General features: G+C 64.1%; 5 protein-coding genes. 2 read left to right on the top strand and 3 right to left on the bottom strand.

Translation table 11 applies throughout. The features are described 5' to 3' along the window. Positions 1-122 precede the first annotated feature (122 nt). Positions 123-863, bottom strand: a complete 741-nt coding sequence (locus QHF84_RS50030; RefSeq protein ID WP_281320772.1) for a glucose 1-dehydrogenase — start codon at positions 861-863, stop codon at positions 123-125. Positions 864-921: 58 nt separating this feature from the next. Between QHF84_RS50030 and QHF84_RS50025 the strand changes: the two genes are divergently transcribed. Beyond that, positions 922-1,317 carry a helix-turn-helix domain-containing protein gene (locus tag QHF84_RS50025; RefSeq protein WP_281320771.1) on the top strand — a complete coding sequence of 132 codons (396 nt, stop codon included), beginning with the start codon at positions 922-924 and terminating at the stop codon, positions 1,315-1,317. Positions 1,318-1,997: 680 nt separating this feature from the next. On the opposite strand, the gene QHF84_RS50020 is transcribed toward QHF84_RS50025, so the two are convergent. Further along, positions 1,998-2,765 carry a siderophore-interacting protein gene (locus tag QHF84_RS50020; RefSeq protein ID WP_281320770.1) on the bottom strand — a complete coding sequence of 256 codons (768 nt, stop codon included), beginning with the start codon at positions 2,763-2,765 and terminating at the stop codon, positions 1,998-2,000. After that, positions 2,762-3,961 (bottom strand): FAD-dependent monooxygenase, encoded by a 1,200-nt coding sequence (locus tag QHF84_RS50015; RefSeq protein WP_281320769.1) that lies wholly within the window; start codon positions 3,959-3,961, stop codon positions 2,762-2,764. The genes QHF84_RS50020 and QHF84_RS50015 overlap by 4 nt, the downstream gene beginning before the upstream one ends. A gap of 88 nt (positions 3,962-4,049) precedes the next feature. Between QHF84_RS50015 and QHF84_RS50010 the strand changes: the two genes are divergently transcribed. Continuing rightward, positions 4,050-5,018, top strand: a complete 969-nt coding sequence (locus tag QHF84_RS50010; RefSeq protein ID WP_281320768.1) for a LysR family transcriptional regulator — start codon at positions 4,050-4,052, stop codon at positions 5,016-5,018. Positions 5,019-5,599 lie beyond the last annotated feature (581 nt).

The following is a 5,599-nucleotide window of genomic DNA, read 5'->3' as shown; positions in this document are numbered from 1 at the left end:
CAGAGCTTCCGCCGCATCGCGGTACGGTACGAGCGCCACGTCGAAAACTTCCTCGGCTTCGTCCACCTCGGATGCATCGTCGTGTACCTCAGGAGACTCCTGGACGATTTATGAGATGACTTCTAGACGGCCATGATACCGCCGTCCACGAAGAGCTCGACGCCAGCCACGAAACTGCTCTCGTTCGAGGCGAGAAAGAGCACAGCCTTGGCGACCTCCTCCGGCGCTCCGATACGACCGAGCGGCGTCATTTGCTTCAGGGCGCTCTCCATCTCCGGAGCGTTCCGAAGGAAGGTGTGGATCGCCGGCGTGTCGATGACACCGGGCGACACCACGTTCACGCGGATGCCTCGGCTCTTGAGCTCCGTCGTCCACGTTCGGGCAAGTGACCGAATCGCTGCTTTGGTCGCGTTGTAGACCGTCAGACCGGCGAAGCCTTTGCTGCCGCTGCCGGAACCCGTCAGGATCACTGCACCACCCGACACGAGAAGCGGGAGCGCTTTCTGCACGGTGAAGACCATGCCTTTGACGTTCGCGCTGAACACACGGTCAAAGTGCGCCTCGTCGATGGAGTCGAGTGCGAACGACTCGGAGATCCCCGCGTTTGCGAAGACGACGTCGACCCGGCCATGTTCGCGCTTGATCTGTTGGTAAAGCCGATCGAGGTCGTCGAGGTTCCCAACGTCGCCTTGGACGCCGATGGTGGCACCACCGATCTCGGCGACCGCCAAGTCGAGCCGATCTTGTCTGCGTGCCGTCACGTAGACCTTGGCGCCCTCCGCAGCGAAGGCCTTGGCCGTCGCGAGTCCGATTCCGTCACTGCCCCCGGTGATGACTACAACCTTGTCTTTGAATCGCTTCATGCGACCAAGATATCGATTGCATCCTTAGGTGCAAGAACGCACCTTAAGCATCCCAAGTATGCCTAACGATACCGAAGACGACGTCATCTACCGCGCCGACTGTCCGAGCCGGATCATCCTCGACCAGGTTGGCGACAAGTGGTCGATGATGGTCCTGGCCGTGCTCGTCGCTAGGCCACATCGCTTCAACGCCATCAAGCGACGGCTGGAGGGGGTCACGCAGCGCGTGCTTACCCAGACGTTGCGGAAGCTCGAACGCAACGGAATGATCCGTCGCCGCGTCCTTGGTGGCTCTCCCCCGGGTGTCGAGTACGCGCTCACACCGCTCGGCCGGTCGCTCCAGAAGCCGTTCGCGGCCCTCCACGAATGGACGCTCGCGCACATTGACGCGATCCGGGAGCATCAGGAGGCCTACGACCGCAGCGACCCACCGAACGGTGAGAACTCGAAGTAGCGTCCCGCGACACACCCCGGCTCCACGTTTGACCAGTTTGAACGTCTGATTTCGTGCCCCTCGACACCGGGGCAGGCGTTGCCTTCGTGTAGGTAGTAGCCACAAGAAACCCCAGAAATGTTACCAAAATCAGAGGAATACATTTTTCCCATGCACTGGGACACTCTTCACCAACGGCGCGAGCACAACACTGAAGTTGCTTGAGGTCGACGGTTGTGGCCTCACCATGGCCTCAACCGCCATCCAAAGACGTCCCGCCACGTCCCGCCATGTCGCCTCCCCCTCCCCGGTCAAACTTCGCAAAAGTGGCTGAAATGATGCTGTTTCTGTTGCTCTTCTGAGGGGTTAGGCGGCTGCTGCCTCGAACCCGCGCGCATATTCAGACTTACTGTTTCCCGTCTGGAACTCCTTTGCTACGCAGGTTACGTCTGGATGCTCTCGGAGATAGCCAGCCCAGAAGTCCCAGTCGTTCGAGTTGAGTGCATTGAGGTGAGGAACGACGGCAACCCCCGCGGCCGAAAGCCATTCAGCAGCCCGAATCATGCGCCATCGGTTCCAGACGTTGTGAATGTACGGCGCGTCCTCAAAGAAGGAAAAATTCGGCACCGTCACGCAGCCAATGCCCAGGTCACGGATGGCTGCCCCGACTTGGTCCTTGCGGAACCGCGACCAGAAGAGTTCTAGAGCCCCTTCTTCCCGGGAGCCCAGTAGGCGACGTTGGTCAACCGCCGGCCCGGTACGCCGACGGCTCGCAGCGCCTTGTAGAGTCGCTGGATCGACGGTGCCTTGCCCGTCAAGATCCCGCGTGTCGCTTCGGTCGAGCGGTATGTGTCCAGCACTGCGCGCTCGAGCTCGTCGAGGTGACGGTCGCCCTCTTCTCGGGCGACGAGTTCGACGGCGTCCCCCATGCCGAACCGCTCGACGACCGCGCGCGCATCCTCGACGGAATCGACCTCGAAGACGAACCGCACGCCCCGATATCCCGATGGCGTCTCGCGAAGCGCGACGGCGGTGCTGAACGACGTCTCGTCGCCGAAAAAAACCGCCGGCCGCTCCGCCTTCCGCAGCGAGAGCGCGTAGCGGGGCCCCACCAAACGACAGCGCGTGCCCACGTTTGCCGCTGCAATCCAGTCGGAGCCGGGGCCGTGCCCATGGATGTAGCCGAGGATCTGGGTCGTCCCCGTGTCGGGTTCGTACGCGAGCGGCGTGTACGAGCGGAGCTCCCACGGGCCGAACAACGTCGCCCCCGAGAGGATGATCTGCACCATGTCGCCCGGCGTCCATGCCGCTCCCCGGAGCCCTTCGCCCGCGAGGGTGACCAAGCGGAAGTGCTCCCCAACCGCCTCGACGTGCCGGACCTCGGCCTCGCGGGTGGAGAGGTCCAAGAGCAGCGATACCAGGCGACCAGGCCTCTGCGGGCGCGGGGGCCCGGGATTCGTGGAGCTCACGGAAGCCTCACCAGATCCTCGTAGTTCTGGAGCGCGAACGGCAGCGTCAGCGCGCCGTAGTCCGGAATGCCGCCTGGCGGGGCGGTCTCATCCTCGTACGTCGGTTCGTAGGGCCTAGCGTTCTGCTCCAGCGCAATGTCCTGATTACGAATCACATAGGCGCGCAGGCAATCCTCGTACGCGGCGATCCCAAAAACCAGATCCTCCTTGTGCGTGGCGAGCTCACCGGCCAGGACGTAGGCGCCGACCATTGCGACCGAGGTGGCCTGACCCGTACCCGGGGAGACGGCGTAGCCAGCATCGCCGACCAGCACGATCCGCCCGCGCGACCAACGGTTCATGCGGACCTGACTCAGCGAGTAGAAATGGAAATCGGTCGCGCGCAGCATGTGCTCCACGATCTGCGGAATCACCCAGCCCGCGCCGGCGACGCGATCGGCCAGCAATCGTTTCTGCGCGTCGATGTCGCGGAAGTCGTAATCGATCCCCTTCGAGGCGTTGAAGCCGAGATACGTCCTCGCGTTGACATCCTTTCGCAGGCCCATGACCAGCGCGCCGACGGAGTCAGGCTGCTGGTACATGACCTGCCAGCGCTCGAGGCCGAGGAAGTTCGGCATGCCGAACGTCGCGACGTACAGGTCACCGAAGGCGCGCAGGAACTGTTCGTCGGGGCCGAAGGCAATCCGCCGCACCCCCGAGTACACTCCGTCGGCGCCAATCACGAGCTCGAAGCGGCGAGGCGCGGCCGTGACGAACGTGACGTCGACGCCCGACGCGTCCTGGGTCAGCGACGCGATGCAGTCGCCGAAGATGTATTCGACTTGGCCGCCCACCGCTTCATGAAGCACGTCACAGAGGTCGTCCCGCAGGATCTCGACATCGGGGCTGTCGAGCCGGCCGCCCGTCAAGGTGCTCTCCGTGCTCCGAAAGATCTCCTGACCGGCCGCGTCGACAACAGCGATGCCCGCCAGCTTCGTGCTCCGATCGCGAATCGTGGCGAGGATGCCCATCCGGTCCGCAACCTCCAGGGCCGGACCGCGCACATCGAGCGCATGGCCGCCCGGACGCAGATGCGGCGCGCGTTCGACCACCGTGACCGCGAAGCCGAATCGGGCGAGCCAATGGGCGATGGTGAGACCAGAGATGCTGGCGCCAGAGACCAGCACGCGCGTGTCGGTACGAGTCGTGGAATTCATGGGAGAGCAGGGTATGTTTCTCGTACCGAGCCGTCCAAGACATTGATCGCACGGCTATGATGCCTTTAGAGTAACGGTCACGAACCCCATGGAACTCCGACACCTGCGCTATTTCGTGACGATCGCCGAGGAGCAGAACTTCCGCCGAGCCGCCGCGAGGCTCCACGTTTCGCAGTCTCCGCTGAGCCGGCAGATGAAGGACCTCGAGGACGAGATGGGCGTGGAGCTTTTCGCGCCCGAAGGGCGTGGAATCAAGCTCACGGCCGCAGGGAAGGTCTTCGCGGAGCGAGCCAGGAGCATCCTCGCGAGCGTCGACACGGCCGTCGACGAAGCCAAGGGAATTGCCGAAGGCAGGCTCGGCACCGTGGTCATCGGCTTCGAGACGGGAACGACCTTCATGGGTGCGTTCTTGTCCCTCGTCGCAGCGTTCCGAAAGCGAACGCCCCGTGTCGGCCTGCAGCTCATCCCCCTGAGCAGCGTCGAGCAATGGGCGGCGCTCCGGCAGGGGACGATCGACTTCGGCTACGGCGCCTACGCGCCCAGTGACGACGCCCTTGCCCACCTCGAAATGGCCCGTGACCGACTCGGGCTGCTCCTCTCCCCTGAGCATCGACTCGCACGGCGCGAGAAGATCCGGCTTCGAGACCTCGAGAGCGAGCGCGTGCTGCTCCAGCCACGTCAGCTCTATCCACGGCTCCACGCGGACATCATCGCGGCGGCGCGCGCACAGGGCGTGACGCTGCACGTGACGGCGGAGGTGCTCGACCTGGAGGCGCTCCTGGCTCTGGTCGTGATCGGCGACGCGGTCACTTTCCTCTCGGAGAAGTTCTGGGAACCGGCTTCGCAGACCTCTTTGCTATGGCGACCCGTCGAAGACCTCCACATTCATCTGCGTGAGTTCGTCACCTGGCGCGCGGAGGACGCCGACGCGCCCGTGGTGCGAGCGTTGATCGAGAGCGCACGAGACGTGCGCCCGATCCTGCAAGGCGCTGCAGGCCGCGCGCGCTCCGCCAAGGCCACCCACCGAGAACGTCGCAGCAAGCCGTTTCCGCGCTGAGGCCGTCCTCGGTGGCGATCTCCCGGATGGCGAGGAGGGTGGGATGGCAGGGGGGGATGGATACGGGGGGAACCTCCGAGGTTGGTTTCGAGCCCCGCGCGGACCTCGAAGGTGACCTCGGAGAACGGTTCCATCACCCCTGACCCGGCGTAACCCGCTCGATCCGCGTCCCTCAGACGACGGATCCCACCCGTTGACGCGTGGTGGTGCCAGTTCGGATCCCGAGGCCGCCGTTTCGGCCGCCTCGCCGTCGCGTAGTGGTAGCACTTCGGACGTTGCCGCCTTTTGGGGCTCCGGAGCCGAGCCATGCGCGGGCCTTCTCGCGGTGCTTATTCAAGGGGAGGTGACGGCCGCCTATTCAGGCGACCTTGTCGCCGCCACCATCGCGCATGAAGCGGCCGAGCAGCTCCTGGCTGCCTTCTCTAAGAGGGTGTTCATCAGGAAGTTTGGCCAGACTAGAAGTCATCTCATAAATCGTCCAGGAGTCTCCTGAGGTACACGACGATGCATCCGAGGTGGACGAAGCCGAGGAAGTTTTCGACGTGGCGCTCGTACCGTACCGCGATGCGGCGGAAGCTCTG

This window comes from Polyangium sp. y55x31 (genome assembly GCF_029946505.1).
In the GTDB taxonomy this organism is placed as follows: domain Bacteria; phylum Myxococcota_A; class Polyangia; order Polyangiales; family Polyangiaceae; genus Polyangium.
Note: the sequence above shows the minus strand (reverse complement) of the source record. Positions and strands in the feature narration are given on the sequence as shown.